Consider the following 25,427-nt stretch of genomic DNA (forward strand, 5'->3'; position numbering starts at 1 on the left):
CGAAACAATGCTTTTGGCAGAGGCTTTATCCACAACTTATGCGCGTCATGGGTGGCGAAAATGGCCCGATGATTCAAATTTTAGGCATCGCCGAAAGGTGCCATTCAGGGCTTGCTGGCACACAGACGGTCCAGGGGGAACCAGCGATGAGCCGCATATTTCTGAAGTCTGCCGCCGTCGCTTTCGCCTCCCTCGCAGTCTCGCTGTTGTTGACGCTGATCGTCGTTCCGGCAATGGGCTTTCCGATCAACCGCACGATCTGGCTGACGTCCACGGTCTGCCCGCTGGTGCTCGCCTGGATCGCCAGCGCCTACACGTTCTGGCAGGGCGAGAGGTTGAAAGGCGCTCATCGCGACCTCGCCCGCGCTCATGCCCAGCTCGCCGCTGCGCATCGGCGCCTGTCGGAGAAGGCAAGCCGCGACGACATGACCGGCATGCTCAACCGCGAGAGCTTCTTCGCCGCCCTCGAGGCCACCCGGCGTAAATCCGATCGCGGTGCGTTGCTGATCATCGACGCCGATCACTTCAAGCTCATCAACGACAGCTACGGCCATCTGACCGGCGACGATGCGCTGCTCCTGATTGCAAGCGCGATCGAGCGCGGCGTGCGCAGCGGCGACGTGATCGGCCGCATCGGCGGCGAGGAATTCGGTGCGTTTCTGGTCGGCGCCACCGAACAGGAGGCCAAACGCGTCGCTGAACGCATTCGCCGTGAAGTCGAGCTGATCCGCTTCCGTCCCGTCGATGAGCGGGTCATACCCCTCACCGTCAGCATCGGTGGTGTCACCTGCGGCGAGGATGCCGGCGTATCGGATCTGATGCGTGTCGCCGACCGCCGCCTTTACCAGGCCAAGGATCGCGGCCGCAATCTGACCATCCTGGACAGGGACGTTTCCGAAGCGGCCTGAACGGTCCCATCTTCTCGGCTTCCGGCCTGCCGATGGATCGTCATTCCAGCGCGCGACCAATAACGCCCGCACCGATCGGCTGCGAGCGTCCGCGTCTGGCCAGCGTCTAAAGTTTTGCCGGGTCGAGCGCCGGCTTGCCCTTGTGGCGTCCGATGATCGCTGCCATGTCGGCGACGTTGTGGAAGGCATCGCGCAAAACGTCGAAGGACGGCAGCACGAAATAGGCGCGCTGGAACTTGTCGATCTCATAGCTGGTGCGCATTACCGTTTCCAGATCGAAGGGAACATGATGCGCGTCCTTGCTTTCAACCGCGAATTGAAGTTCGGCAAAGGACGACATCAGCCCGGCGCCGAAAGCCTTCAACGGTTGGCCGGCCTCCTGGATCAGCCCGTACTCGACGGTGTACCAGTAGAGGCGGCTGATCATCTCGTCGCCGCCGAGCGCGATCAGATGCTCGGCCTTCTCGCCATACATCTGCATGAAATCGGCAAAGACCGGCTGGGTCAGCACCGGCACATGGCCGAAGAAGTCGTGGAACATATCCGGCTCGACGATGTAGTCGAGCTCTTGTTTCGTCCGCAGCCAGTTGGTCACTGGGAAGCGCCGGGCGGCCAGGTGGACGAAGAAGGCCGGTGCGGGAATGAGGCCCGGCACGGCGACGATCTCCCAACCGGTAAGCTTGCGCAGCCTCTCGCTGACCACACCGAAATCCGGAATCCTGTCGAGCAGGCCCAGCGTGGCGACGCCGTCGAGATAGGACCGGTGTGCCAACTTTTTGGTCAGCTTCGTCTGGCGGTCGCACAAAGTACGCCACACTGCCTGCTCGTCAGCTGTGTAGTTGTAGCTCTGCTCAACGGTGAAATCGGCGCGGCAGACCGAATAGTCGCCGCGAAGGCCTTGCGCCGCGCATTCGCGGGCGTAATCGGCAACGTTCATCGTCATGGCTGTTCTCCCTGGAAATCACGACTAACATTTTGAAAGTTTAGCCGGGTCCGGTGAGGCGAATCCGCTTTGATGATGGCTCGAACACGCGATTTGAGGTAAAAGCCACCACAGCAAAGCTGCAGGAGAGTGAAAGTGCCTCAGTTTGATGATTTTGAGATCAAGATGCTCGATATCTTGCAGCGCGATGGGCGCAAGCCTGTGTCCGAACTGGCCCAGGAGATCGGCCTTTCGACGACGCCATGCGCGCGCCGCTTCGAGGCTCTTCAGAGCGCCGGCATCATCAAGCGCTTTGCCGCTGTGCTCAGCCGCCGCGCCATCGGCCTGATGGTCGAAGTGTTCATTCAGGTGCGCCTGGTGACCCACAGCGACGGGTCGCCCGAAACCTTCATCGCCGCCGTGCAGCGCATGGACGAGGTGTCGTCGTGCTGGACGATGACTGGCGACTACGATTTCCTGCTGCATGTGATGGTGCCGTCGGTCGACGAGCTCAACGCCTTTGTCATGCACCGGCTGATGCGGCTCGACGGCGTGCGCGATGTCCACACGCAGCTCGTGCTGCAGAACATCAAGGGGCCGGGCCACGTGCCGCTTGGGCACCTCAGGCGATAAATTCGCCCTGACGCCTGCTCAACCCTGGATTTCTGGCCGACAAGTTGCAGCCTGCGCTCAAGGCACGATCAGTGTGCCGGCGCCGTGTTCGGTAAACAATTCGAGCAGCACCGAATGCGGCGTCTTGCCATTGAGGATGACGACGCCTTCGACGCCGCGCTCGATCGCATCGATGCAGGTCTCGACCTTGGGGATCATGCCGCCCGACACCGTGCCGTCCTTGATCAATGCCTTTGCCTCGGCGACGGTCAGTTCGTCGATGAGCTTCTTGTTCCTGTCGAGCACGCCGGGCACGTCGGTGAGGAACAGAAGGCGTGTCGCCTGGCAGGCGCCGGCGATGGCGCCGGCGAAGGTGTCGGCATTGATGTTGTAGGTGTGGCCGTCACGGCCCGGCGCCACCGGCGCCAGCACCGGGATCATTTCGGACCGCGCCAGAAGGTCGAGCAGGGTGCGGTCGACCTCGACAGGCTCGCCGACGAAGCCGAGATCGAGCACACGCTCGATGTTGGAGTCCGGGTCGATCATGGTCTTGCGCGCCTTTTCGGCGAAAACCATGTTGCCGTCCTTGCCGCACAGGCCGATCGCCCATTCGCCCTCGGCATTGATCAGCGCGACGATCTCCTTGTTGATCGAGCCGGCCAGCACCATCTCGACGATCTCGACCGTCTTCTGGTCGGTGACGCGCAATCCGCCCTCGAACTTCGATTCGATGCCCATCTTGCTCAGCATGGCGCCGATCTGCGGCCCGCCGCCATGCACGACGATCGGGTTGACGCCGGATTGTTTGAGCAGCGCGATGTCGCGGGCAAAGGCCTTGCCGAGCGCGATGTCGCCCATGGCGTGGCCGCCATACTTCACCACGACCGTCTTGTTCTCGTAGCGCTGCATATAGGGCAGCGCCCTCGAAAGCAGCGCGGCCTGCATTTCGGCGGTGGCGGCGAGGTCCGTCATTCGGCTTGGTTCCCAGCTTGGCATGAACGGCGGCGTCTTAGCGGGAATTGGAGCAGGGGGCAAACGGCTTTGCTGTCACGTCAGGTGAAATCGGCCTGCTTTCATCCCGGGCACCTGCAGTGGCGCCCGCCGCGTCAGCCATCCCGAAATCTTTTCCATTTGCGCGGCGAGGGACAACAAGGTCTCCTCGTCGCCGGGGCGGCCGGCGGCCTGGATGCCGAGCGGCAGGCCGGCATCGGTGACATGAACAGGCAGCGCGATCGACGGCTGGCCGCTGACGTTCTGGATTGCCGGCCAGTGGGTGAACCACAGGCTCTTGTCCATCAACTGGCCGAACAGCGGCTTGAATTTCAGCAGGCGGGCAAGCCGCAGCCTGTCGAGCATTTCTTCCAGGAACGCATCTGCGCCTTTTGGATCCATCGCGCCGCAGGCGAGCGGCGGATGCGCGATGACAGGCATCAGCACGGCATCGTACCGCGCGGTCTCGATGATCAGCCGGCGCGACGTGGCATGCAGCCGCTGCAGGCTGGCATAGATCTCGCCGGCCGAAAGAACTTCGCCGAAGGCGCTCATCACCCGCGTGGTGCGTTCGATATCACCCGAAATGGAGCGGCCGACGCGCAAGACCTCGCCGCGCATCGTGCCGGCCACCGCCGCGGCGACGGTTCTGGCGAAATCAGCGATGAAATCGCGATCGATATAGGGCAGGTCGATCTCCTCTATCGTATGGCCGCCTTCGCGCGCCAAAGCTATCGCAGTGTCCAGCGCCGCCAGCGTCTCGGTCGATATCGGCAGGCCGAGCGGCGATTTTCGGTAGACCGCCAGTTTCAGCTTGCCGGGGTCACGCACTGCTGCGGCGGCGAAAGTTCCTTTCGGCGTCGGCGCCGCATACGGCGACAGCGGATCGGGCCCATGCGTCAGGTCGAGCAGCAGGGCCGAATCACGGACCGAGCGGGAAACGGCGTGGTCGATGACCAGGCCGTACCAGCTTTCGCTGACCAGCGGCGTCAGCGGCACGCGGCCGCGCGAGGTTTTCAGCCCGACCAGCCCGGTGCAGGCGGCGGGAACGCGGATCGAGCCGCCGCCGTCCGAAGCATGTGCCACCGGTACGACGCCGGCCGCGACCAGCGCCGCCGCACCTCCAGACGAGCCGCCGCTGGTATGGGCTGTATTCCACGGATTGCGGGTGATGCCGAAAGCGGCGGATTCGGTCATCAGCCTCAGCCCATGTTCGGGCGAGGTGCTGGTGGCGATCGGGACGAGGCCGGCGGCCAGATGGCGTTCGGTCATCACCGAGTCGAAATCGGCAACGAAAGCCGGAATGCGGCTGCCGCCGTGCGTCGGCACGCCTTTCATGGCGATGCCGAGATCCTTCAGCGCGAAGGGCACACCGGCCAGCGGCAGCTTGCGGTCGATGGTTTTCGCCCGCGTCCGCGCCGCCTCGTAGAGCGGCTCGGCGATGGCATTGATGTCCGGACGAGTGGCCTCGGCCCGTGCAATCGCCGCGTCGACGAGCTCCTGCGGCGAGATTTCTCCTTTGCGCACCAAGCCGGCCAGGCCGGTAGCGTCATGTTCCCACAGGGCCCGTTCGACCGACATTCTTGCTCCCCCAACTATCGGCAAGCTAGAGCATCGGATGCAAAAGTGGAAACCCGGTTTTGGGAAAATCCGATGCTCAAAGAGGTCGGCTCTTTCTCGTCAATGGAAGCCGACGGCGCTCCCGGTGCACAGGAACGCTTCCGCCGTTGCAATACATTGCAGTGGAATGATCTGGGGCAATTGCCTAATTTGGGCAATTGCTTAAATTTGGCAGCCGATGACGCCGCAGGACATCAGCAACCTGATCGTCCGGACTTCGATGAAGGACCGGGCTGCGTTCGATCTGCTCTACCGGCAGACCAGCGCGAAACTTTTCGGCGTCTGCCTTCGTGTATTGAAGGACCGGGGAGAGGCAGAAGAGGCGCTGCAGGAGGTCTTCGTCAAGATATGGACGAAGGCCGACCGTTTCGCCGTGTCGGAGCTAAGCCCGATTTCCTGGCTGGTGGCCATTGCGCGCAATCACGCGATCGATCGGATAAGGGCGCGGCGAGAGCCTGCTGCCTATATCGACGCTGCGCTCGACGTTGCCGATCCGGCGCCGGGACCCGAGGCTGCGGCTGTTGCGGGCGGTGAATCCGGGCGCATCTATCGTTGTCTCGATGAATTGGAAAAGGACCGGGCGGCGTCCGTCCGGGGCGCTTATCTGGACGGCGAAAGCTATGCCGAACTGGCGGCGCGCCATGACGTGCCGCTGAACACGATGCGGACCTGGCTGCGGCGCAGCCTGTTGAAGCTCAGAGAGTGTCTTGAAAGATGACGCTGGCAGAGGATGACGGACCGGAATCTGGGGGCGACGACCTGTTTGCCGCCGAATACGTTCTTGGCGTCCTGGCCGCGGACGAACGCGAGATTGCGTCACGCCGCATCGACGCGGACGCCGCTTTCGCGCACCTTGTCGATGCCTGGGAGGCGCGTCTTTCGCCGATGGCCGACGCCTATCCGGAGACAGAGCCGCCGATCAGGGTCAAGGAGGCATTGGATCGCCGGCTGTTCGTCGCAGAGCGCGCCGGCCTCTGGTCAAGCCTTGCCTTCTGGCGCGGTCTTGCAGCCGCTTCCGTCGCGGCGTTGGCGATCTATATCGCCGTGCCTTACCTCAACCCGCCGGCCGAGCCGCCGCGGCTCATCGCCTCGCTGGCTGCCGATGGCAGCGACGTCAGATACCTCGCCGTCTATGATGCCGCCCGTCGCGAGGTCGGCCTGTCGCATGTCTCCGGCGAGCGCGCCGCCGGCAAGGATTTCGAGCTGTGGATGATCGAGGGCAAGAATGCGCCGGTCTCTATGGGCGTCATCCCGGCCGGCCAGACCGCGCGTATGATCATCTCCTCGGCCGTGCAGGAAAAACTTGCGCAAGGCGCCGTGCTTGCGGTCAGCCTTGAACCGACCGGCGGTTCGCCGACCGGCCAGCCGACCGGCCCTGTGGTCGCTGCGGGCGATCTGAAGAGCATCTGATCGCCCCTGTCTGCAAATCACCCCTGTCTGCCGGTTTTCGAGAAGATTTTAAATCTATCGCCTGTGGTGAATTTAGCGGGGAAGCATGCAGGCTGTAAGAGCCCTGCCCTGAAAATCATGCTCGCCGTTATAAAAAATAAAATTTTCTCCTGAACGGGAGAAACTCTGGCATTTATCCCCCGTATCTCCTTGCGCCACAAAGAGGGGAAGAAATAAACTGAGGAGATAGAAATAATGCGTAAGTTCGCCACCCTTTGCTTGCCGGAACGGTCGCCGTCTCCGCGCTCGCCACCGCCGCCTATGCCGAAAATCCGATGGTCGGCGGCGCCGCCATGTATGCCACCAGGAACATCGTCGAGAACGCCGTCAATTCGAAGGATCACACGACGCTGGTCGCGGCCCTCAAGGCCGGCGGTCTCGTCGACACGCTGCAGAGTGCCGGTCCCTCCACCGTGTTCGCGCCGACCAACGAGGCCTTTGCCGCCCTTCCGGCCGGCACCGTCGATACATTGCTCAAGCCCGAAAACAAGAACAAGCTGGTCAAGATCCTGACCTGCCACGTCATCGGTGCCAAGGCGATGGCCGCCGACGTTGCCAAGATGGCCATGGACGATGGTGGCGCGCACAAGGTCAAGACGGTTGGCGGCTGCGAGGTGACGCTCAAGGCCGAAAACGGCAAGGTCACCGCGACCGACGAGAACGGCAATGTCGCCAATGTGACTGTCGCCGATGTCGAGCAGTCGAACGGCGTCATCCACGTCATCGACAAGGTTCTCCTGCCGAAAATGTAACGAAGCGGCCCTCGCCAGCGAACATATGGCTGAGGCTCCATGCCGAGTGCGCGGATTTCCGCTTGCGTGACCCGCGCAATCGACAGGCGTACACTCCGCACCGTCCGTTCCAGGCAGGTGCGGAGTGCCCGTTGTCGGGAGCTGGCCGTCACCGGCTTTTGATTTCCATGTGACGGTCGAATTTGGCAAACGGACAGAAGGAGGAATGGTGATGATCCGGCGCGACTTTCTTTGGAGCGGTGCTGCTGTGGCATTGCTGGCAGGCACGGCGGCAGCGCTGCGCATCGGCCGGCCGCGGGACGCACACGCGGCCGAAACCTTCGAAGTCACCAAGACCGAGGCCGAGTGGCGCGCCGTCCTGTCCGACGCGGCTTTCAACGTGCTGCGCAAGGAAGGCACGGAATATCCCGGCACCAGCCCGCTGCTCAACGAGCATCGCAAGGGCATCTTCGCCTGCGCCGGCTGCGACCTGCCGCTCTATTCCTCCGAGACCAAGTTCGATTCCGGCACCGGCTGGCCAAGCTTCTGGCAGGAGATTCCCAACGCCGTTGGCATGACCGCGGACAGGTCCCTGGGCATGACCCGAACCGAGGTCCACTGCCGCCGTTGCGGCGGTCATCTCGGCCATGTCTTCGACGACGGCCCGCCGCCGACCGGCCTGCGTCATTGCATCAACGGCGTCGCCTTGACTTTTAAGCCGGCCACGGCCTGACCTAAAGCGCGCGCATTTGGGCGCGCAAAGTTGCGCGGTCAGTGTCCGCCGCCTCCGCCCGCCGGCTCGGCCGGCTTGCGGATGACCATGGTGAAGATCGCCAGCGTGGCGAACAGCGCCGTCAACAAATAGAACACGTCCATGAAGGACAGCAGCGAAGCCTGCTGCTGGACCATGCCGGACAGTTTGGAGACCGCCGCCTTGGATGCGTCGAGGCCGGCATTCTGCTGGAAGTCGAGCGTCATGTTCTGCAGCCTGGTCTGCGCCTCGGCGCTGCCCCATTGCACATGCTCGGCCAGCCTTGCGTAGTGGAAGTCGCTGCGATCGATCAGCACGGTGTTGATGACGGCAAGGCCGNCGGCGCCACCGAGATTGCGGGTGAGGTTGAACAGACCGGATGCATTCTTAAGCCGGTCAGGCGGCAGCGTTCCAAGCGCGATGTTGTTGATCGGCACCATGCACAGCATCATCGAGGCGCCGCGCAGGATCTGCGGCAGCAAAAGCTCCCAGAAATCCCAGTCTGCGGTCAGATAGGTCATCCGCCAGGTGCCGGCAGCGAAGCCGAAGAAGCCGATCATCATCATCAGCCGCGGATCCATCTTGCGCGACAGGATGCCGGAAATCGGCGCTGTGACGAACATCGCCAGGCCGCTGACGAACAGCGCCTCGCCGATCATCAGGGAGTCGTAGCCGCGGATGCGCCCCAGATACACCGGATAGAGATAGGTCAGGCCGTAGAGGCCGATGCCGATGACGAAGGAGAACAGCGAGCCGAAAGCGAAGTTGACGTTGGCGAAGGCCTTCAGGTCGACGATCGGCTCCTCGGCAGTGAAGGCGCGCCAGAAGAACAGCACCGCGCCGGCCGTCATCAGGATGGCGCAGATGAACACGGCCTGGTCCTGAAGCCAGTCGTTGTTGGGACCTTCCTCGAGCACAAATTCCAGCGAGCAGAGGAAAGCCGCCATGCCGGCGAGGCCCCACCAGTCGAACTTGCGGAACAGGCTGAGATTGGGCTTGTCGAAGTCGATCAGCGACCATGCGGCTGCGGTCACCATGATGCCGGGCACCACATTGATCAGGAACAGCCAGTGCCAGGACATGGCATGGCTGATATAGCCGCCGACAGTCGGGCCGATGGTCGGCGCCAGCGTCGCCACCAGGCCGATCATCGGCGACACCATGGCACGGCGCGACGGCGGGAAGATGGTGAAGGCGGCAGCGAACACGCTTGGGATCATGCCGCCGCCGATAAAGCCCTGGACGGCGCGGTAGACGATCATCTGGTCGATGTTGGTGGCGGTCGCCGCCAGCGCGCTCGCGGCGGTGAAGCCGGCCGCGGAGACGGTGAACAGCACACGCGTCGACAGCATCCGGCTGAGAAAACCGGACAGCGGGATCATGATGACTTCGGCGATGAGATAGGCGGTCTGCACCCACGGAATTTCGTCGGAGCTGGCGCTCAAGCCGGCCTGAATCTCGGCCAGCGAGGCCGAAACGATCTGGATGTCGAGGATCGCCATGAACATGCCGAACACCATCGCCAGGAAGGCGATGATGCGGCGTGTGGGAATAGTATCAGGCGTAGCCGGCCTCGCCGGCGGCGATCCTGCTGTCGAGGTTGCGCTTGCCACGGCATTGCTCCCAAGCGGCCGCTCAGTTCGACGCCGAAGGTGCGGTGCGGCTGTCGACGGCGACGACGACGCTGAGGCCGGCGCGCAGCTTGCCTGTCTTCAGCACATCCGCCGGCACGTCGATGCGAACCGGGACGCGCTGCACGACCTTGGTGAAGTTGCCGGTGGCGTTTTCCGGCGGCAGCAGCGAGAACACCGCGCCGGATGCCGGCGCCAGCGACGAGACGGTGCCTTCGAAATCCTGGCCGTCGATCGCGTCGACCGAAATCCTGACCTTTTCACCAGGCACCAGCCGGGCAAGCTGGGTCTCCTTGAAATTGGCGACGATATAGAGCTTGTCCATCGGCACGATGACGGCGAGCTTCTGTCCGGGGCTGATCAGGTCGCCCTGCTCGACCGAGCGGTTGCCGACGACACCGTCATAGGGCGCGCGCAGCACGGTGAAGGACAGGTCGCGTGCGGCCTTGTCCCTGGCAAGCTGCAGCGACGCCAGCGTGCTTGCCGTCTCCGCGCGCTGCGCTTGGAGCACACCGATATTGGCCTCAGCCGCCGCGATCTGGGCGTCGGCACCGACAAGGGCGGCATTGGCCTGCTCGACCGCGGTCTGGGCATCGTCCAGTTGGGCCTGGGTGCCGACATGTGTCTTGAGCAATTGGGCGGCGCGCGCTTGGACACGCGCCGCATTGGCGGCGGCGGCCTGGTCGGCGGTCTTCTGCGCCTGCGCCTGCTCGAGCGAGGCGCGCGCCGCCTCGGTCTGGGCGTCGATACGATCGAGCGTCTTGCTCAAGGTGGCGATCTGCGCCTCGGCCTGGGCGACCGCTATTTTGTAGTCGCCATTGTCGACGACCAGCAGCGGGTCGCCGGCCTTGACCTGCTGGTTCTCGGTCACCTTGACCTGATCGACATAGCCGGAAATTTTCGGCGAAATGAACGCCATGTCGGCCTGGACATAGGCGTCGTCGGTGGAGATCATGAAACGCCCGTCGGTCCAGTAATCATAGCCATACCAGGCGCCTGCGCCCAGCAAGCCAAGCGCAATGATCGGCAACAGAAAGGAGCGTGCCGAGCGTTTCTTTTTGGCCGGCGCCTCGGCCGGAGGGCTTGTTGCGGGCTCAGTCGGTGGGTTCGGCGCTTCGATTGCCGGCGCAACCTTGGCGTTGGGGAAGGAACGGACTTCGGCGGTTGGGGTCGCGTTCGAGGACATGGCATCTCTCTTGGCATCGCTAGAAACCGGGCATCAGACTGAACCGTTCGGTTCGATGTTGACGTTGACTTAGCGCGGTGAGAGGCCCATATCAAGGATGATCGAACCGATCGGTTCGAATTTTTTCGAGGTGTGACGTTATGACCGAGCCCGACAAGGACCAGTGCGATCCGCTGGATGGCCTGCGTCGCGGCCGCCCGGCGGCGGGACAGGACCCGGTCAAGCGCAGCCAGATCATCGAGGGCGCACGTCGTGTCTTCATCGACAAGGGCTTCGAAGCGGCGTCGATGAACGACATCACCCGTGAGGCCGGCGTTTCCAAGGGCACGATCTATGTCTACTTCGCCAACAAGGAAGAGCTGTTCGAGGCGCTGATCGAGGAAGAGCGCGGCACGATCTTCAAGAATATGTACGATCTGCTCGACCGCGCCGACGACCTTCGCGAGACGCTGGTGAAGTTCGGCAAGGTGCTGTCCCTCAAGATCACCTCGGCCAAGGTCGTCCAGGCGCAGCGCACCGTGATCGGCGCGTCCGACAGGATGCCCGAACTTGGTGCGCGTTTTTACGAACGCGGCCCGAAACGCGGCCACGACAAGGTCGTTGCTTTTCTCAATGCCGCCATCGAGCGCGGCCTGCTCGAGATCGACGATGTCGATCTTGCCGCCTATCAGTTCACCGAACTGTGCCTGGCGGGTCTTTTCCGTCAGTGCATGTTCGCCTACCGCACCAAAGCCCCGAGCCAGGCTGAAATCGACCACATCGTCAGGTCGGGCGTCGGCATGTTCCTGAAGGCTTACGGCACCGAAAGGCTTGCCACGGAAGAAAGCACCCAAACGATTGCCCTAGAGGCAAAGTCCTAGAGCGCGTCGCGTTTGACCGGGCTCACGCGACGCGCTTTAGGATGTTGTTTTTGCATGTCGTCATCGCAAAACCGCTGCACACCCACGGGTCAAGCCTGAGGGCATGCTTTTGCGCGACATGCGTTAGCCGCCATTGGCCGCCAGCACGATCGCCGCGCGCAATTCCTCGAGTCCCTCGTTCTTTTCCGACGACGTGGCGAGGACGAACGGAAACGCGGCCGGCCGCTTCTTGATCTTCTGCAGTGTCTCTTCGATCAATCGCGGCACGCCGGCCGCCTTGATCTTGTCGGTCTTGGTCAGCACGATCTGATAGGACACCGCCGCCTTGTCGAGCAGCGACAGCACTTCGTCATCCTTGGCCTTGATGCCATGGCGGGCGTCGATCAGCACGTAGACGCGCTTCAGCGTGACACGGCCTTTGAGATAGTCGAAGACGAGTTTCGTCCAGTCGTCGACCTTTTCCTTGGGCGCGGTGGCGTAGCCGTAGCCTGGCATGTCGACCAGCGCCATCGGCGGCAGGTCGGCGCCTTCGCCGGAAAACCCGCCCGGAACGAAATAGTTGAGTTCCTGCGTCCGCCCTGGCGTATTGGACGTGCGCGCCAGTCCCTTCTGATTGACCAGCGCGTTGATCAGCGACGATTTGCCGACATTCGAGCGGCCGGCAAAGGCGATCTCCGGCGGTCCTTCCGGCGGCAGGAACTTCATCGCCGGCACGCCGCGGATGAAGATCCACGGCCGCGTGAACAGCTCGATGCCGATCACGGACTTGTTCAACGCGTTCAAACCGCTGCCTCCAGTACAGAAATATCGGCGCCACGAATGGCATTGAGGTTGCGGCTGATCTTTTCCACCGGCCAATCCCACCACGCCGCCGCCAAAAGCCGCCGGATGGTCCTGTCGTCGAAACGCATCTTCACCACCTTGGCCGCATTGCCGGCGACGATCGCATAGGGCGCCACGTCATGCGTCACCACGGACTTTGCCGCAACGATGGCGCCATCGCCGATCGCCACGCCGGGCAGGATCGCCGCTTCCATGCCGATCCATACATCATTGCCGATCACTGTGTCGCCGCGCAATTCCTTCGACCAGGTCGCCGGATCGAAACCCTCTTCCCAGCCATGACCGAAGATGTTGAACGGATAGGTCGAAAAGCCGGACATGGCATGATTGGCGCCGTTCATGATGAAGCGCGCGCCCTCGGCGATGGCGCAGAACTTGCCGATGATCAGCCGGTCGCCGATGAATGGATAGTGATGCAGCACGCATCGCTCGGCGAATTTGTCCGGCCCGTCCGGATCGTCATAATAGGTGAAGTCGCCGATCTCGATGTTCGGCGCGGTGACCAGCCCCTTCAGGAAGCCGACGCGGCTATGCATCGGGATCGGGTGCTTGATGTTGGGGTTGGGTCCGATCATGGTCTGGCTCCATCGACGAAACAACAGGTCAAAATAGTGCGATGCGCCCGGCAGCACCAACCGCGTGCGCAGCGGATCATCCTTACCTGTTCATCGACGCAGCGCTCCTGAAACGACAGCGGAGCTTATAGGTCGCGGCGGCGTCTACCGCCGCGCCGGGGCCTTCCTGGATTCGGCAGAAAGGCAGCGCCGCCTATTCCGCCGGCGACGGTTTCTTCCGGAACAGCGCGACCAGATTGTCCCACAATTCGATCTTGGCGCCCTGCCGCTTCATGATCACGCCTTGCTGGATGATCGAAAGCAAATTGTTCCAGGCCCAGTAGATGACAAGGCCGGCCGGAAAACCCGCCATCATGAACGTGAAGACCACCGGCATCCAGGTGAAGATCATGGCCTGCGTCGGGTCCGGCGGCGTCGGGTTCATGCGCATCTGCAGGAACATGGTCAGGCCCATGATCAGCGGCCAAACGCCGATCATCAACATGTCCGGCAGCGCGATCGGAATGAGGCCGAACAGGTTGAAGATCGAGGTCGGATCGGGCGCCGCCAGATCCTGGATCCAGCCGAAGAACGGTGCGTGCCGCATCTCGATGGTGATGTAGAGCACCTTGTAGAGCGCAAAGAAGACCGGGATCTGCAGCGCCACCGGCCAGCAGCCGGCGAGCGGATTGATCTTCTCGGTCTTGTAGAGCTCCATCATCGCCTGTTGCTGCTTCATCTTGTCGTCCGCGTATTTCTCGCGGATCTCGAGCATCTTGGGCTGCACCTTCTTCATGTTCGCCATCGACGCGTAGGACTTGTTGGCGAGCGGATAGAAGGCGGCCTTGACGACGACGGTGGTGGCCAGGATGGCCAGGCCGAAATTGCCGAAGAATTTGTACATCGTGTCGATCAGATAGAACATCGGCTTGGTGATCCAGATGAACCATCCCCAGTCGATCAAACGGTCGAACAGCCTGATGTTGCGGTCTTCCGCATAGGCGTTGACCTTGGCCACTTCCTTGGCGCCGGCGAAGATTTCGCTCTCGACTGTCGCCGACTGACCGGCATCGACGGTGATCGGGTCGGTGAGGAAGTCGGCCTGGTAGCGCGGGCGGCCGTCCTCGAAATAGGCGTAACGCGGCTGGAACTGCTGCTTCTCGGTCGGCACCAGCGTCACCGCCCAGTATTTGTCGGTGATGCCCAGCCAGCCATCGGTCGACTTGCTCGGCGTAAACTGCTTGTCCTCCTCGATCGACGAATATGTGTGTTCCTGCAGGCCTTCCGTGCCGGTGACGCCGATCAGCCCCTCATGCAGCACATAGATGCTGGCAACGGCAGGCTTGTCGAAGCGGGTGACACGGCCGTAATTCGACAGGGTAACGGCGGCCGACCCCGAATTCTGCACCGTGTCCGACACCGTGAACATGTAGTCGCCGTCGACGGAGAAGGTGCGCTTGAAGGTCAGGCCCTTGTCGTTGGTGAAGCTCAGCGTGACCGGGGTCGCCGGCGTCAGCGTCGCATTGCCGTCGACGGTCCACACGGTTTCCGGGCCCGGCACCGTGCCGGTCTTGTCGCTGCCGATAAAGCCGATCTCGGCATAGTAGCCCGTAGGCAGCGCTGCCGGGTTGAGCAGTTCGATCTCGGGCGAGTTCTTGTCGACCGTCAGCCTGTAGTGCTTGAGCTTGAGGTCGTCGAGACGGGCGCCGGCGAGATTGATCGAGCCCTCCAGGCTCGGCGTGTCGATCCTGACGCGCTTCGTCGACGCCAGCGCCTGCTCGCGGCTGGCCAGCGTCGTGCCGTCAGTTCCAGGTGCATTGGGTGCATTGGGAATGGCGCCTTGCTGCGGCACCGGCGTGTCGCTGCCGCCCGGACTGGCGGCTTCGGCCGCCTTCTTCTGCTCCGCTAGCCGCTGCTCTTCGATACGGGCCGCCTCGCGTTGCGCCTCGCTGTGCGGCAGCACGTAAAAATACTGCCAAAGTGACAGGATCAGCACCGACAGCGCGATGGTGATGAAGAAGTTCCGGTTGTTTTCCATCGAAAGCCTTGGCCTATCGTGTTCCGCGCAGTCGGCGTGAGAGTTCGGCCTTCAACTGGCCGAACGGAATGGCAAGCACATCTTCGCGCCCCACGATGACATAGTCATTGCCTGGCTTCATGTCACCCGCGGCATGCGTGCGCACGGCTTCTCTCAGCCGCCGCCGGATGCGGTTGCGGACGACTGCGTTGCCGACCTTCTTGGTGACCGTGTAGCCGACGCGAGGCGCCTCTGCGTCGCTGCGGTCGAGAACCTCGACGAGAAAAAGCCGCCCGCGGCGCTTTTCGCCACGCCGGACGGCCAGGAATTCCGCGCGCTTCAGAAGCCGCTTGGGATGTGCTCCCACTGGCTTGCCGGTTGCGGGCAACGATCTCGTCTTCCGTTCAGGCGCTGAGCCGCTTGCGGCCGCGGTTGCGGCGGGCTGCGACGACGCCACGACCACCCTTGGTGGCCATGCGGGCACGAAAACCGTGCCGGCGTTTGCGGACGAGTTTGGACGGTTGGTAGGTACGCTTCATTTGTTTTAATACCGCGGGGTGCGGCCCTTCTTGATTCTGTCACTCTGTAACAGGAGCTTTGCCCGGCCGGCTTTGGCGCGATCGAAACCGCGCCGGGACGAATGGCCCGAGCGTGAGCGGGCTTATAGAAAGAAGGGTTTTGGAAGTCAATCCGGGGCCGACACCGGCCCCGACATTCCGGCGTCTCGGGCCAACGGCTGGCGTGTGGCCGAGGTCTGGGCGGTCTTATCCCTGATTGGGACGAAGGATGAAATTGGCAAAAAAGCCGCAATAGCCTAATCTTGGCCGATCAAGTGATCGTGAAGAAAAAGCAGCATGAGTGAAATCCCATCCGTGGACGAAAGCACCGATCGGGCGACCGCAGCCGCCCGCAGGGTGCCGTTGTCGCGTGGATTGTCGACAAAGCTCCTGCTGCTCACCATCGTCTTCGTTCTCCTGGCTGAGGTCCTCATCTTTCTGCCCTGGATCGCCAGCTACCGGCTGAGCTGGCTGAAAGAGAGGCTGAGCACCGCCGCGGCCGTCTCGATCGTGCTGGTGCAGGGAGAGCCCGCCTCGCTGTCGCGCGCTGCCCAGAACGATGTGCTGATGGCGATCGGCGCCAAGGCGATCGCCGTGCGCGACGGCGGTGTCTCGCGGCTTCTGGTGGTGGCTGAGATGCCGCCGCACGTCGACGAGCATATCGACATTGCCAATGTCGGCCTGATCGAGGGCATGACCGGCGCCTTGGACACGCTGTTGTTCGGCGGCGAGCGGATGCTGCGCGTTTTCGGGCCGGTCGGCGACAGCGACAAGGAATTCGAGCTGATCATGCCCGACTACAGCCTGCGCAATGCCATGCTCATCTATTCGCGCAACGTCGCCTTCGTCTCGCTGCTGATCTCGCTGTTCACCGCCATGCTGGTCTATGCCGCCATAGACCTGATCATGATCGGCCCGATCCGGACGATGACGCGCTCGATGCTGGCCTTCTCCGAGGCTCCCGACGACCCCGGGCGGATCATCCGCCCTGCTGCCCGCGCCGACGAAATCGGCGTTGCGGAGCGCGAGCTCTCGCAGATGCAGGAGCGGCTGCAAAAGATGCTCTCCGAGCAGAAGCATCTCGCCGACCTTGGCCTCGCGGTATCGAAGATCAACCATGACATGCGCAATATCTTGGCGTCGGCGCAGCTGATGTCGGACCGTCTGCGCCAGGTCAAGGACCCGACCGTGCAGGCCTTCGCGCCAAAACTGCTGCGCGCGCTCGATCGTGCCGTATCCTATTCGGAAGGTGTGCTTGCCTATGGCCGCACCCAGGAGCCGCCGCCCTCGCGCCGCAGGCTCAGGCTGCGCCAGCTGGTCGATGACGTCCACGGCCTGCTCGACACCGAAGGCGGCATAGAATTCGTCAATGCCGTCGAACTGGCTTTCGAGGTCGATGCCGATTCCGATCAGCTTTTTCGCGTGCTCACCAATCTTTGCCGCAACGCCGTCCAGGCGATGGCGGCGGACGCGGAAAGCGCGGTGGTGCGTCGGTTGGAGGTGTCGGCCGAGCGCGTCGGCAGCGTCAGCCGCATCACCGTCACCGACACCGGCCCCGGCCTGCCGCCGAAGGCGCGCGAGAACCTGTTCGCGGCGTTCCGCGGCTCGGCCCGCAGCGGTGGCACCGGCCTTGGCCTGGCCATCGCCTATGAACTGATCCGCGCCCATGGCGGCACGGTGGAGCTTGTCGAAAGCAGAGGCGGCCGCACCACATTCGCGGTCACCATTCCCGACCAGCCGGTCCGGCTCGACCAGGCCCGCAACGGCCTGCGCCGTCCCGCCTGATCCTCGCCGCCTGATCCTCGTCAAGGCACAACAGCAAAACTTTTGCCGGATCGGCTTGCTTTTCGGAAATTCAGTCGCTAGGGAACACGTCACATCGCGGCCGGTCGTCAAGGATCGGATCGCGGGCCATGCAAAGCATGGCCTGTTGCGCGCCCGTAGCTCAGCTGGATAGAGCACCAGACTACGAATCTGGGGGTCAGGAGTTCGAATCTCTTCGGGCGCGCCATTCCATCCAATTGAAATTGCTAACTTTTTTGATGCTGCCGGGAAGTCGTCGCCGGCTTGATTTTCGGAATTCAGCCGGTTTTTCAGCCGGTTTTGGACAGTCGGCGCCCCCCGGCGAGAAAATAGCACCATAGGTGGAGTGCCCCCGTGGCAATGGCGGTTATTTCAGTGTGGCGACAGCAGAGTCGCTTGCGTGACTGCCTGTCGGCCTAAGCCGTCTTGCGCGCGTCCAGCGCGGGTTCTGCGGTCGTCGCGCTGCCCCGGTCCGCATCGAGGACCGCCAGTTCTTCCCCCAATGCGGCGATCAAGGCCGCCACCCGGCCGCGTACGCGCGGATTAAGATTCATCAAGCCCTCAACAAGACGCCGGCCTTCCGCACTGGCGATGAAGTCTATGCGCTCGTCTACCGGTAGAGGTCGAGTTTCCCGGGTGGTCTCATTGCCCGGCAGGCCTTCGAAGAAGCGGCTGACGGGAACGCCAAGTCACGTGGCGATCTCGTAGAGCATGGAGGCGCCGACACGGTTTCTCGCGTTCTCGTATTTCTGAAGTTGCTGAAAGCTGATGCCTATCGATCGGGCAAGCTGACAATCTTCCCGCGACAACCGAGCAGTTCCTCGCGAGGGCCGACACGGAAAGCGATAGCGCCAAACGCTGATCTGCTGCACCTCGCTAAGCGGTGTTGCGCGTCCCACACGGCAGCCTGTCACTCCATGTCCGGCACGTCGCCGCCAACAAATAGTGTCGTCGGCTCGCCGTATTCGCCCAGCGACGGGTTAGCATCGCGCGACCATGCAATTACACCAGCATGTTTCGCCGCCAGACCCTTGGCGGTTCTAATTGCCCGGTCTTCGGTGCGTCAGTTTTCCTTCAAATCTTCAGCTTCGTCCTTCAGTTTCTGCCAGTCGGCGCCGTGCTTGCGAAGCAGTGTTCGCGCCTGTTTCGGCGTCACGTCTGTCACCTCCGTCAGGTGCTCAACTTCAAGATCTGCACCCTTCTTTAACCGGCTCGTATCGGACGATTTTTTTCGGGCCATTTCTGATTCTCCTCGCTAAATCGATCAGAGCAACGGGCACTGTGCATTGCGGTTCCCGTCCCTTGGAGGAAACCGCCGTCCGTCGGGTTGCTGAGCCGAAGGAGACCATTGTGCTTAGGTTTTTGTTCGGCCTTGGCGGTCGCACCGAGGCGGAGGTTATGCAGCTTCCGCCTGTTGATGACGAGCGTCGCCCGACGGCAAGAAACGAAGCAGAATTGGGGGAGCCGACCTAGTCGTTTCGTCATTCACCGGCTTCAGGTCAGGCCGAACCTTCCACTGTTCTGCGGCGTTGGTCATTTCAGCCCTCTGGTTTATGTGCGGCACCACGTCGATTTGCGGCACCTTGGATTTCTCTACACAGGTGCGTGCGGCACCTGACCCCCACAGGCGACCCGGAATGTCGGCTGTGGTGGTCCTGTCTTCCGGAACCCAAGACATAGCCGTAGCGGGAGTTGGTGCTCCCAAACGCTGAGGCGGCGCGATGCGGCGATGGCCGCTAGCCAACAACGGCTGACGTGCGCGAGATCAGGCGCCTGCAAGTATTCTTGATACTCTACTTCCCGCCGGACCGCCCGCTGAATCATGCAAACCGATGCGAAGGTATCCGCGTCTACACGAAAACCGGTGCGGACTGGACGAGCAAGTATATGGGCGTCGTGGAAGCCGCGAGGGAGCTTGAGGTCGTGAACGCGATCATCGATGGCGAGGCGGTTGTCACCAATGAGGCCGGTCTGCCTGACTTCGCTGCGCTAAAGCCGTCCAGAGGGATCCCTACGCCAATCTCGGCGCCTTCGATATCCTGTACCTGAACAGCCATGATCTGCGCGACATCAACTGCAGGGCGCGCCGGGAATCCTCTACGGCATCATCGAGCCAAACAGCCGGATCCGCATCCCGGCTAAAGATCGATTTGCTCATCTGCGCAAACCTGGTCCAAGACGCGTTCACAGACAGCCGATCCTGAGGGCTGCGGCAGGTGCGATTGAAACGGGGGCGCGGCATTTGCTAGGTCGTGAATACGACAAGCTGGGAGAAAACCACCTCGCTGCCCTCAAACTCGTCGCAATCCGCATCTGGCTACGCGGTTATGACGTCCTAAGCTGCAAGGGCGGCATCGCAGGAATTGAATCGCGGGAGGTTGGCCGTATAGTTGGCACCCCAGCGTTCAATTGTTCCGTTCGTCGCCCGGGTCAGTTTTTTGTGGGTGTCATGCGCCGCACATCGGGTTTCTTGAGGATCGGACGCAGCATCGTGTGGCCGGTGAAGGGCGGCTGCTTTGGTGACTTGGTAGCTCGGATCGAGAGAACGGCAACCGCCGCAGAGAACAGTGACATTTTCGCCTCCAGCTGATCGATGTAGAAATTAACCCTGCTATTGGACGTTTGTTCCCGTGACGTGATTGCGCAACCGGCGTCGGGGAGCCGGTCGCGGGAACAACACCTCTGAGCTACATAGATGTGCAGAAACCCGTGACAGCTTAGGCGGGTGAGATCGCTGCTCATTTCTGCCGAGGCTCATTGCCAAGGTATTCCAGCACGCTGGCACGCGCTCGGTTAAGGCGACTTTTTACCGTTCCCACCGCGCAACCGCATATTTCGGCAGTTTCTTCATAGCTGACGCCAAGGACCCCGATCAGCATCAGGACCTCGCGCTGATGCTCCGGCAACCTCTGGACCGCGTTGGCGACTTCCTTGCTCTGAACGGACCACTCCTGCGTCGCTTCCGTAATCGGGATTGCGGAGGCGCAGTCAAGCAGGCCCGGCTTTTCCCTGTCGGCGGCCTTNAGCCCTTTGGTCAATGTCTCCTGGACCAGGTCGTCGGCATCGTCGGGAACCCGGCAGAAGGTGCGGGCGAAGGCTCGCAAGGCAGGTATCAGGTCAACGATGGAAACGTCATCCGTTTCCTGGTTGGCCAAGGGGTAGCCCCTGGAGGACAATGGTCCAGCTCCCGTCGGACTCGACGTCAATGCTCGCTCCGAGATTTTCCCTTGGCACTGGAGATTCGTACCCGGATCTCCTGGACTTCGGCGTCAGTGAGATGTTCGATACCAATCAAGTCGCTTTTCGCTTCGCCGGCGCGAACCAGCTCATCGGGTTTTGCCTAGATCGCTACGCCATCGCGGTTTTGGGTAGTCTGGATCAGAAAAACCATCAGGAAAGCGGCGAACGTCGTACCTGTGTTGATGATGAGTTGCCATGTCTGCGAGTAATCAAAGACGGAGCCCGATGCTGCCCATAGCGACGTCAATGCCATACAGACTGCAGATCCCCAGGCGTGGCCCATTGCGCGAGCCACTTCTCCCGCTTAGATGGCTGAATACCTTTTCCAACTTCTGCTCCTCAGGCGAAGAGGTCCAGCGGTTGCCGGACCGCAAAACCCCCGATCAAGAACGCTAGAGGTGAGAGATTTCAATGCAATTTGTCGCGGGGTCCCTCCTGGATGATAGCAAACTGCTCACCGCTATGCGGCTATAACATACCTAACCCACAGCAGGTTCCGTCTACGCGAGCACAACGTGGGAGCTCTTGCCTCCTCGACCGTTCCACCTATCTTTCGCGGATCATTCTAACTTCATGCCAGGCTGCCAGCAGGCCTGGGGGGCGAAGACGCCTGGCAAGGTTTGACAAACTCTTTCCTGATCGACAGACGTCTCGCTCGCAGAAGACCTGGGTCGCCTGATGACCGGTAGAACTGGCCGTAGCACCGCGCTGCTAAGGCTGCCAAATGTCTCGGACACTGGACAAAGCAAAACTTAGACTGAGATGTTCAAACATCTCCGCGACCAGGTACCCAGTCGGAAGGCAACAACACCTTTGCCTTCTTAGCTGCAGCCACGACAGCCTTCCGTATTATCTGCGGGGTCGATCGGATCACCCTCCAGGGCTGATAGGCATAGAATCATTGCCTTGTTCCACCTGGGGCCGCGTTCGATCCACTTGAGGAGTTGCTCGGAGGCATCCTGGACGTGATCGACCCCGTAGCGGAAGCCGGGTCGGTCGGTTCTCACATAGACCGGAGAAGAGAACAAGCGCATCGCCTACGCGCGACCGTCACACGCAATGGGAAGGACCCGCCGGCCGATAACGGCGGGAGTAAAATCGGAGTAGTCAGGGTGAACTGGCTTGTGAAGAACGGACCGAAGAGGGTTTTGTTGCATCCGCATGGCGCATTGCAGTTGCGGGATTCCCGTTCCCGCAGCGCTGCCGTGTGGGATGGGCGAACGACTTGAGCGGAGCCTGAGAATTCAAAAACTGAATACGGCGTCTCGCGGAACCATACCCGGTCTGCATCGGGCATGCCGGGCGCACCCACCGCTAAACCATACTAGACATACTAAGAAGTGACTAATGTTCCATTTGAGGATCGCGTCGCCGGGACCAGACCCAAGCTTTGGCTTGGGGGATCACGACACCGTAGGGGCGCGAGGTGGCCTGCTCTAGACCGGGCGGATGGCAAGGGCGACATCGGCGGAGAACGGCGGCAAATCAAGCTTCAGCCAGCCGTCCGAATTCGCTTGCCATTCCGCTGTTTGCCTGCCGGCCGCGGTGTCCCAGGCGATGACGCGATAGGTGCCGCGAGCCAACCCGGGCAGCTCCAGGACGGCAGGAATGGGCGCAGTGCCGGCACGCAGCATGCCATTTCGCCCGATCGTGTCGCTGCGAACCAGCCAGACCACTGCCTGGGAATCGTCGCCGCAGGCGACCGGCGCGATGTCGGGACCGGAAATCCGCATCTTGTCGCCGAGATGGACACGCCGGAACGAAACCCAATCTATCAGAGGCAGGAAGTCGGCCAGCGAACGCTGCGCCCGCCGCATTCCGGGGGTGAGCACGTGCGGGGAGCGGTTCGGCCACCGCATGCCGCCACCGGCACCCCCCGAAGCCAGGTGAGCCCATTGCAGATGGCGGAAGTATTCATCGTCGAAGGGTTCGGGGAGCGTGATCTTCTTGTCCTTGAACGAGTGGATCGGGCCGTGCTCGGAATCGAGAAAAGGGCGACCGTCATGAATTTCACCAAGCGCCTCTCCGACGATCCGCGCCATGCCGAGCGCTGGCGCCACCGTGTCACTGGGGTCGTCGATCGTGCCCTCCTCGTAGAGATGGAGGGAGGCGAAGTCGAGGTCGGGGTGGCGGAAGATCGGCCCGGGCAGCGGCATGTGAGGCCGCCAGCGAAGCTCAGGTCCGAAAAGCGAGACGGTCTGCGGGTGAGAGCGACCGTAAAGTGACGTTTCCAGCCGGCGCACAAAATCGCTGAGATCATGGATGAAGGCGCCGAATCCATCCGCGCTGCCCTGAGCCTGCTCGGGATGGATCTCGTTCCAGAGGTCCCATGCGAAGAAGGCTCCGCTGCCGCTCCATCTGCGAACCACGAATTCCAGCCTTGCCTTGATCGCGCGGCGCGTCTCGGCGCAGACCAGGAATCGCGACGGGTGGTCCAGCACGCCTCCGTTATTGCGGTTGTAGGGGTGGTGGCGCCAATGGAGCCATTGCCAGAACGTATCAAAGGGAGTGAGCAGGATTCTTAAGCCCTGCTTTTCGCAAAGACGAAAGAGGTCGTCCCACAATTGCACCATCGCCGGCACGAAGCGGCCCTGCGGCTTCTCGAAGTAGCGGTGGCGAACCTGGGCATATTCCAGCATCAGCCTGAGGCATGTGACGCCGCTTTCCTTCAGCCAACGGAGATGATTTTCCACGCCGGCCATATCGGCGCGCCGGAACAGGCCATTGAGTTCGGGCCAGCTTACCGCATCATTCTGCCCGATCGGCGTCCATGCCTCGCCGTCCTCGGTGGCGAAATAGGAGCCGGCTAACTTAATCCAAGGCAGGCCGGCAGCCGGTCTCGGCGCAGAGTCTCCCACTTCCCCGACCAGCGGTATCGCCAATCTAATATCGTTCAAAGGCATGCCCCGAATTTCGTCGCCGGAGCGGTATAACTGCCGCGGTGGCAAAATGTTTCGCCGGGCTTGGCAGGCCGATGATCTTTACCCCATCTTGGGTACAACGATGCCCTGTCTCGACGCCGCGGCGCCCTGCCTCAAGAGCGGCGCGAAGCTGGTGATGTCGACCGATCACCAGAGAAGTTGCAGGCCGAACCCTCGCTGCGGATGACGAGGGAGCGGAATTGTCGTGCGTCGCTTCGTCGACAAGGGCAGAAATGCCAGGTTGGCGGGTCGCCTGCCCGACCAGAAAAACTTTAGCCGAAGGGGAACCTAACGGTCGCAGGCAAGTTCGGTAGGCAGTGTGGGGGGATTGCGCGTGTCGTTGCATCTCATCGGCTTTATAGTTGTCGTGCGTGCGATCTTCTCCTTCCTCGGATTCCATCATCAAGCCCGACAACGATTGGCGAGGCGCGGCTTCAGAGCGACAGTCTGTCATCCGGAGGTCAACGTCTGCTCACCGACAACACCTGGACTCGGCTCCGCTCACGCTCGCTTGGTCAACTTTCGACGCTTGCACGGCATGTACCGCTCAGGGGACGACGTGATGGAGGCCCGAAAGCAATTGTGGCGGTCGAGAATGGCAATGGCCGGTCGCCTGGCGGGAGCGTCGGCGCGAGCCTTGGCCGACGGGTCGCACGTATGAGCAGCGATCCGGCGCGTCCGCCAGGCGAGTACCGGTCCGCGTTTGCCAGCTTCTTCATGGCTGGTTTCGAGTGTTCATCCCATCGGCGCGGCGACGGAGTGCGCCTCGATTTGATCCGCGCGACCGCACACGACACGCACGCCCTCGGCGACTATCGCAGTTGTGCTGCCCTTGGGCTTCGCACGATTCGCGACGGCTTGCGCTGGCACCTGATTGAGACAGCGCCAGGAGTTTTCGATTGGTCGGGTTGGATATCGATGATCGAAGCAGCTCAGGCCGCCGGGGTGCAGGTCATCTGGGATATCTTTCACTACGGCTCGCCGGATCATGTCGACCAGGGTGGCTCAGGCTTCACCGAGGCCTATGTGCGATTCGCCGCTGAGGCTGTCCGGGTTCACCGCTCCGTTGCAGGGACAGCTCCCCTGGTATGTCCCATCAATGAAATCTCGTTCTTTGCATGGGCGATAGAGGTCGGCTATTTCCCGCGCGTGGGGCCGAAGAAGCGGGGATGGTTCAAGCGTCAGCTTGTGAGGGCAGCGGTTGCGGGCGTCAAAGCGATGCGGGGTGCCGAACCTGATTGCAGGTTCATCTGGGCTGAACCGCTAATCCATGTCGCTCCTCGTGACCGCACTCGCGCCGAGCAGCGGCGCGCGGAAAATGCGCGTCAAGGCCAGTTTGAAGCCTATGACATGCTGACGGGCCGTGCCGAGCCCGAACTGGGCGGCAGCGAGGACTGTGTCGACGTCATCGGTCTTAACTTTTATCCGCACAATCAATGGTACTTTCACGGGCCAACCATACCGATGGGTCACCACGAATACCGCGCACTTTCGGGAATGTTGGTCGAAGTCGCTGAGCGCTACAGAAAACCGATGTTTATCGCCGAGACGGGCGCTGAAGGATCAGGCCGGCCGGCATGGCTCCACTATGTTTGCGATGAGATCCGTGACGCGATGAGCCTTGGTGCGCCGATTCAGGGCATATGCCTTTACCCGGTGACCGCGTATCCCGGCTGGGACAATTCGCGCCACGCGGAAGTCGGCTTGTTCTCGACGATTCATGCCGACGGTTCGCGCAGTCTTCGCCAGCCGGTCGCCAATGAATTGGAGCGCCAACGCACATTGTTCTCGGCGGGTGTTTCGTAGCCGTCGAAAAAAGGCGCGCGACCATT

Annotated in this window: 26 protein-coding genes and 1 tRNA gene; 10 read left to right on the forward strand and 17 right to left on the reverse strand. The window is 62.0% G+C overall.

Annotated elements, in window-relative coordinates; genetic code table 11:
- Positions 1-146 precede the first annotated feature (146 nt).
- Positions 147-908, forward strand: coding sequence for a GGDEF domain-containing protein (locus X738_RS68940; protein WP_023801575.1), 762 nt, complete (start codon positions 147-149; stop codon positions 906-908).
- Positions 909-1,014: 106 nt separating this feature from the next.
- On the opposite strand, the gene phhA is transcribed toward X738_RS68940, so the two are convergent.
- Positions 1,015-1,851 carry a phenylalanine 4-monooxygenase gene (gene phhA, locus X738_RS68945; protein ID WP_023801576.1) on the reverse strand — a complete coding sequence of 279 codons (837 nt, stop codon included), beginning with the start codon at positions 1,849-1,851 and terminating at the stop codon, positions 1,015-1,017.
- A gap of 135 nt (positions 1,852-1,986) precedes the next feature.
- Between phhA and X738_RS68950 the strand changes: the two genes are divergently transcribed.
- A complete protein-coding gene (locus X738_RS68950; RefSeq protein ID WP_023801577.1) occupies positions 1,987-2,463 on the forward strand; it encodes an Lrp/AsnC family transcriptional regulator in 477 nt (158 codons plus the stop codon).
- 57 nt (positions 2,464-2,520) lie between these two features.
- Here the strand turns inward: X738_RS68950 and argB are convergent, their stop codons facing one another.
- A complete protein-coding gene (argB, locus tag X738_RS68955; protein ID WP_023801578.1) occupies positions 2,521-3,414 on the reverse strand; it encodes an acetylglutamate kinase in 894 nt (297 codons plus the stop codon).
- A 75-nt stretch (positions 3,415-3,489) separates the two neighbouring features.
- A complete protein-coding gene (locus X738_RS68960; protein WP_023801579.1) occupies positions 3,490-5,013 on the reverse strand; it encodes an amidase in 1,524 nt (507 codons plus the stop codon).
- Between the two features lie 217 nt (positions 5,014-5,230).
- Between X738_RS68960 and X738_RS68965 the strand changes: the two genes are divergently transcribed.
- The 4 genes from X738_RS68965 to msrB all read left to right on the forward strand — a co-directional run bounded on the left by X738_RS68965 (position 5,231) and on the right by msrB (position 7,965).
- Positions 5,231-5,770 (forward strand): sigma-70 family RNA polymerase sigma factor, encoded by a 540-nt coding sequence (locus X738_RS68965; protein WP_023801580.1) that lies wholly within the window; start codon positions 5,231-5,233, stop codon positions 5,768-5,770.
- Positions 5,767-6,462: an anti-sigma factor gene (locus X738_RS68970; protein ID WP_023801581.1), complete on the forward strand. Its 696-nt coding sequence runs from the start codon at positions 5,767-5,769 to the stop codon at positions 6,460-6,462. The genes X738_RS68965 and X738_RS68970 overlap by 4 nt, the downstream gene beginning before the upstream one ends.
- Positions 6,463-6,776: 314 nt before the next feature.
- On the forward strand, positions 6,777-7,253 hold the full coding sequence (locus X738_RS68975; protein WP_084833825.1) for a fasciclin domain-containing protein: 477 nt from the start codon (positions 6,777-6,779) through the stop codon (positions 7,251-7,253).
- A 211-nt stretch (positions 7,254-7,464) separates the two neighbouring features.
- Entirely contained in the window at positions 7,465-7,965 is a 501-nt protein-coding gene (msrB, locus tag X738_RS68980) for a peptide-methionine (R)-S-oxide reductase MsrB (RefSeq protein WP_023801583.1), read from the forward strand.
- Positions 7,966-8,003: 38 nt separating this feature from the next.
- On the opposite strand, the gene X738_RS68985 is transcribed toward msrB, so the two are convergent.
- Both X738_RS68985 and X738_RS68990 read right to left on the reverse strand, forming a co-directional pair.
- The gene (locus X738_RS68985) at positions 8,004-9,536 is read right to left on the reverse strand and encodes a DHA2 family efflux MFS transporter permease subunit (RefSeq protein ID WP_245277758.1); all 1,533 of its coding nucleotides are present in this window, start codon (positions 9,534-9,536) and stop codon (positions 8,004-8,006) included.
- Between the two features lie 82 nt (positions 9,537-9,618).
- Positions 9,619-10,800 (reverse strand): HlyD family secretion protein, encoded by a 1,182-nt coding sequence (locus X738_RS68990; RefSeq protein WP_023801585.1) that lies wholly within the window; start codon positions 10,798-10,800, stop codon positions 9,619-9,621.
- 140 nt (positions 10,801-10,940) lie between these two features.
- On the opposite strand from X738_RS68990, the gene X738_RS68995 reads away from it, so the two are divergent.
- Positions 10,941-11,660, forward strand: a complete 720-nt coding sequence (locus X738_RS68995) for a TetR/AcrR family transcriptional regulator (protein ID WP_023801586.1) — start codon at positions 10,941-10,943, stop codon at positions 11,658-11,660.
- A gap of 123 nt (positions 11,661-11,783) precedes the next feature.
- Here X738_RS68995 and yihA read toward each other — a convergent pair whose 3' ends face one another.
- The 5 genes from yihA to rpmH form a co-directional block, all read right to left on the reverse strand.
- Complete coding sequence (gene yihA / locus X738_RS69000) at positions 11,784-12,443, reverse strand: ribosome biogenesis GTP-binding protein YihA/YsxC (protein ID WP_023801587.1); 660 nt, start codon at positions 12,441-12,443, stop codon at positions 11,784-11,786.
- Positions 12,440-13,078 carry a CatB-related O-acetyltransferase gene (locus X738_RS69005; RefSeq protein WP_023801588.1) on the reverse strand — a complete coding sequence of 213 codons (639 nt, stop codon included), beginning with the start codon at positions 13,076-13,078 and terminating at the stop codon, positions 12,440-12,442. The genes yihA and X738_RS69005 overlap by 4 nt, the downstream gene beginning before the upstream one ends.
- A 193-nt stretch (positions 13,079-13,271) precedes the next feature.
- Entirely contained in the window at positions 13,272-15,095 is a 1,824-nt protein-coding gene (gene yidC, locus X738_RS69010; protein WP_023801589.1) for a membrane protein insertase YidC, read from the reverse strand.
- A gap of 13 nt (positions 15,096-15,108) precedes the next feature.
- A complete protein-coding gene (gene rnpA, locus X738_RS69015; protein WP_023801590.1) occupies positions 15,109-15,462 on the reverse strand; it encodes a ribonuclease P protein component in 354 nt (117 codons plus the stop codon).
- Between the two features lie 16 nt (positions 15,463-15,478).
- The gene (rpmH, locus tag X738_RS83115) at positions 15,479-15,613 is read right to left on the reverse strand and encodes a 50S ribosomal protein L34 (RefSeq protein ID WP_008833937.1); all 135 of its coding nucleotides are present in this window, start codon (positions 15,611-15,613) and stop codon (positions 15,479-15,481) included.
- Between the two features lie 315 nt (positions 15,614-15,928).
- Between rpmH and X738_RS69020 the strand changes: the two genes are divergently transcribed.
- Together X738_RS69020 and X738_RS69025 are read left to right on the forward strand one after the other, a co-directional pair.
- The gene (locus X738_RS69020; protein ID WP_023801591.1) at positions 15,929-17,416 is read left to right on the forward strand and encodes an ATP-binding protein; all 1,488 of its coding nucleotides are present in this window, start codon (positions 15,929-15,931) and stop codon (positions 17,414-17,416) included.
- 149 nt (positions 17,417-17,565) lie between these two features.
- Positions 17,566-17,642 (forward strand) — tRNA-Arg (locus X738_RS69025).
- Between the two features lie 208 nt (positions 17,643-17,850).
- Here X738_RS69025 and X738_RS85015 read toward each other — a convergent pair.
- From X738_RS85015 to X738_RS69050, 7 genes are all read right to left on the reverse strand, one after another.
- Positions 17,851-17,988, reverse strand: a complete 138-nt coding sequence (locus X738_RS85015) for a hypothetical protein (protein ID WP_023801592.1) — start codon at positions 17,986-17,988, stop codon at positions 17,851-17,853.
- Between the two features lie 135 nt (positions 17,989-18,123).
- The gene (locus X738_RS89175; RefSeq protein WP_353728201.1) at positions 18,124-18,348 is read right to left on the reverse strand and encodes a helix-turn-helix domain-containing protein; all 225 of its coding nucleotides are present in this window, start codon (positions 18,346-18,348) and stop codon (positions 18,124-18,126) included.
- A 149-nt stretch (positions 18,349-18,497) separates the two neighbouring features.
- Entirely contained in the window at positions 18,498-18,674 is a 177-nt protein-coding gene (locus X738_RS86240; RefSeq protein WP_084833821.1) for a hypothetical protein, read from the reverse strand.
- A 1,190-nt stretch (positions 18,675-19,864) separates the two neighbouring features.
- Positions 19,865-20,008, reverse strand: a complete 144-nt coding sequence (locus tag X738_RS85020; protein ID WP_156942634.1) for a hypothetical protein — start codon at positions 20,006-20,008, stop codon at positions 19,865-19,867.
- Positions 20,009-20,172: 164 nt separating this feature from the next.
- Positions 20,173-20,589 (reverse strand): sigma factor-like helix-turn-helix DNA-binding protein, encoded by a 417-nt coding sequence (locus tag X738_RS69040; RefSeq protein WP_023801596.1) that lies wholly within the window; start codon positions 20,587-20,589, stop codon positions 20,173-20,175.
- Between the two features lie 185 nt (positions 20,590-20,774).
- Complete coding sequence (locus X738_RS89180; protein ID WP_373420448.1) at positions 20,775-20,969, reverse strand: low affinity iron permease family protein; 195 nt, start codon at positions 20,967-20,969, stop codon at positions 20,775-20,777.
- A 1,141-nt stretch (positions 20,970-22,110) separates the two neighbouring features.
- Positions 22,111-23,577, reverse strand: coding sequence for a hypothetical protein (locus tag X738_RS69050; RefSeq protein WP_198032861.1), 1,467 nt, complete (start codon positions 23,575-23,577; stop codon positions 22,111-22,113).
- Positions 23,578-24,252: 675 nt separating this feature from the next.
- Here X738_RS69050 and X738_RS69055 point away from each other — a divergent pair.
- The gene (locus tag X738_RS69055) at positions 24,253-25,401 is read left to right on the forward strand and encodes a beta-glucosidase (protein ID WP_051407890.1); all 1,149 of its coding nucleotides are present in this window, start codon (positions 24,253-24,255) and stop codon (positions 25,399-25,401) included.
- Positions 25,402-25,427 lie beyond the last annotated feature (26 nt).

This window comes from Mesorhizobium sp. L48C026A00 (assembly GCF_000502375.1).
In the GTDB taxonomy this organism is placed as follows: domain Bacteria; phylum Pseudomonadota; class Alphaproteobacteria; order Rhizobiales; family Rhizobiaceae; genus Mesorhizobium; species Mesorhizobium muleiense.

Excerpts from the sequence above, each read along its gene's own strand:
- X738_RS68940 (WP_023801575.1), top strand. The coding sequence starts at position 147 with ATGAGCCGCATATTTCTGAAGTCTGCCGCCGTCGCTTTCGCCTCCCTC.
- phhA (WP_023801576.1), bottom strand. The coding sequence starts at position 1,851 with ATGACGATGAACGTTGCCGATTACGCCCGCGAATGCGCGGCGCAAGGC.
- argB (WP_023801578.1), bottom strand. The coding sequence starts at position 3,414 with ATGACGGACCTCGCCGCCACCGCCGAAATGCAGGCCGCGCTGCTTTCG.
- X738_RS68960 (WP_023801579.1), bottom strand. The coding sequence starts at position 5,013 with ATGTCGGTCGAACGGGCCCTGTGGGAACATGACGCTACCGGCCTGGCC.
- X738_RS68965 (WP_023801580.1), top strand. The coding sequence starts at position 5,231 with ATGACGCCGCAGGACATCAGCAACCTGATCGTCCGGACTTCGATGAAG.
- X738_RS68970 (WP_023801581.1), top strand. The coding sequence starts at position 5,767 with ATGACGCTGGCAGAGGATGACGGACCGGAATCTGGGGGCGACGACCTG.
- X738_RS68975 (WP_084833825.1), top strand. The coding sequence starts at position 6,777 with ATGGTCGGCGGCGCCGCCATGTATGCCACCAGGAACATCGTCGAGAAC.
- msrB (WP_023801583.1), top strand. The coding sequence starts at position 7,465 with ATGATCCGGCGCGACTTTCTTTGGAGCGGTGCTGCTGTGGCATTGCTG.
- X738_RS68990 (WP_023801585.1), bottom strand. The coding sequence starts at position 10,800 with ATGTCCTCGAACGCGACCCCAACCGCCGAAGTCCGTTCCTTCCCCAAC.
- X738_RS68995 (WP_023801586.1), top strand. The coding sequence starts at position 10,941 with ATGACCGAGCCCGACAAGGACCAGTGCGATCCGCTGGATGGCCTGCGT.
- X738_RS69005 (WP_023801588.1), bottom strand. The coding sequence starts at position 13,078 with ATGATCGGACCCAACCCCAACATCAAGCACCCGATCCCGATGCATAGC.
- yidC (WP_023801589.1), bottom strand. The coding sequence starts at position 15,095 with ATGGAAAACAACCGGAACTTCTTCATCACCATCGCGCTGTCGGTGCTG.
- rpmH (WP_008833937.1), bottom strand. The coding sequence starts at position 15,613 with ATGAAGCGTACCTACCAACCGTCCAAACTCGTCCGCAAACGCCGGCAC.
- X738_RS69020 (WP_023801591.1), top strand. The coding sequence starts at position 15,929 with ATGAGTGAAATCCCATCCGTGGACGAAAGCACCGATCGGGCGACCGCA.
- X738_RS85015 (WP_023801592.1), bottom strand. The coding sequence starts at position 17,988 with ATGAATCTTAATCCGCGCGTACGCGGCCGGGTGGCGGCCTTGATCGCC.
- X738_RS86240 (WP_084833821.1), bottom strand. The coding sequence starts at position 18,674 with ATGGCCCGAAAAAAATCGTCCGATACGAGCCGGTTAAAGAAGGGTGCA.
- X738_RS85020 (WP_156942634.1), bottom strand. The coding sequence starts at position 20,008 with ATGTCACTGTTCTCTGCGGCGGTTGCCGTTCTCTCGATCCGAGCTACC.
- X738_RS69050 (WP_198032861.1), bottom strand. The coding sequence starts at position 23,577 with ATGCCTTTGAACGATATTAGATTGGCGATACCGCTGGTCGGGGAAGTG.
- X738_RS69055 (WP_051407890.1), top strand. The coding sequence starts at position 24,253 with ATGAGCAGCGATCCGGCGCGTCCGCCAGGCGAGTACCGGTCCGCGTTT.